This window comes from Siccibacter colletis (assembly GCF_000696575.1).
In the GTDB taxonomy this organism is placed as follows: Bacteria; Pseudomonadota; Gammaproteobacteria; order Enterobacterales; family Enterobacteriaceae; genus Siccibacter; species Siccibacter colletis.
On record NZ_JMSQ01000042.1, the window covers coordinates 1 to 413 of the forward strand.

The following is a 413-nucleotide window of genomic DNA, read 5'->3' on the forward strand; positions in this document are numbered from 1 at the left end:
CATGGCTGTCGTCAGCTCGTGTTGTGAAATGTTGGGTTAAGTCCCGCAACGAGCGCAACCCTTATCCTTTGTTGCCAGCGATTCGGTCGGGAACTCAAAGGAGACTGCCGGTGATAAACCGGAGGAAGGTGGGGATGACGTCAAGTCATCATGGCCCTTACGGCCAGGGCTACACACGTGCTACAATGGCGTATACAAAGAGAAGCAACCTCGCGAGAGCAAGCGGACCTCATAAAGTACGTCGTAGTCCGGATTGGAGTCTGCAACTCGACTCCATGAAGTCGGAATCGCTAGTAATCGTGGATCAGAATGCCACGGTGAATACGTTCCCGGGCCTTGTACACACCGCCCGTCACACCATGGGAGTGGGTTGCAAAAGAAGTAGGTAGCTTAACCTTCGGGAGGGCGCTTAC

General features: G+C 54.0%; 1 rRNA gene. It reads left to right on the forward strand.

The window, feature by feature from the left end:
- Window positions 1-413, forward strand: a 16S ribosomal RNA gene (locus ET34_RS0120710); the annotation flags it as partial.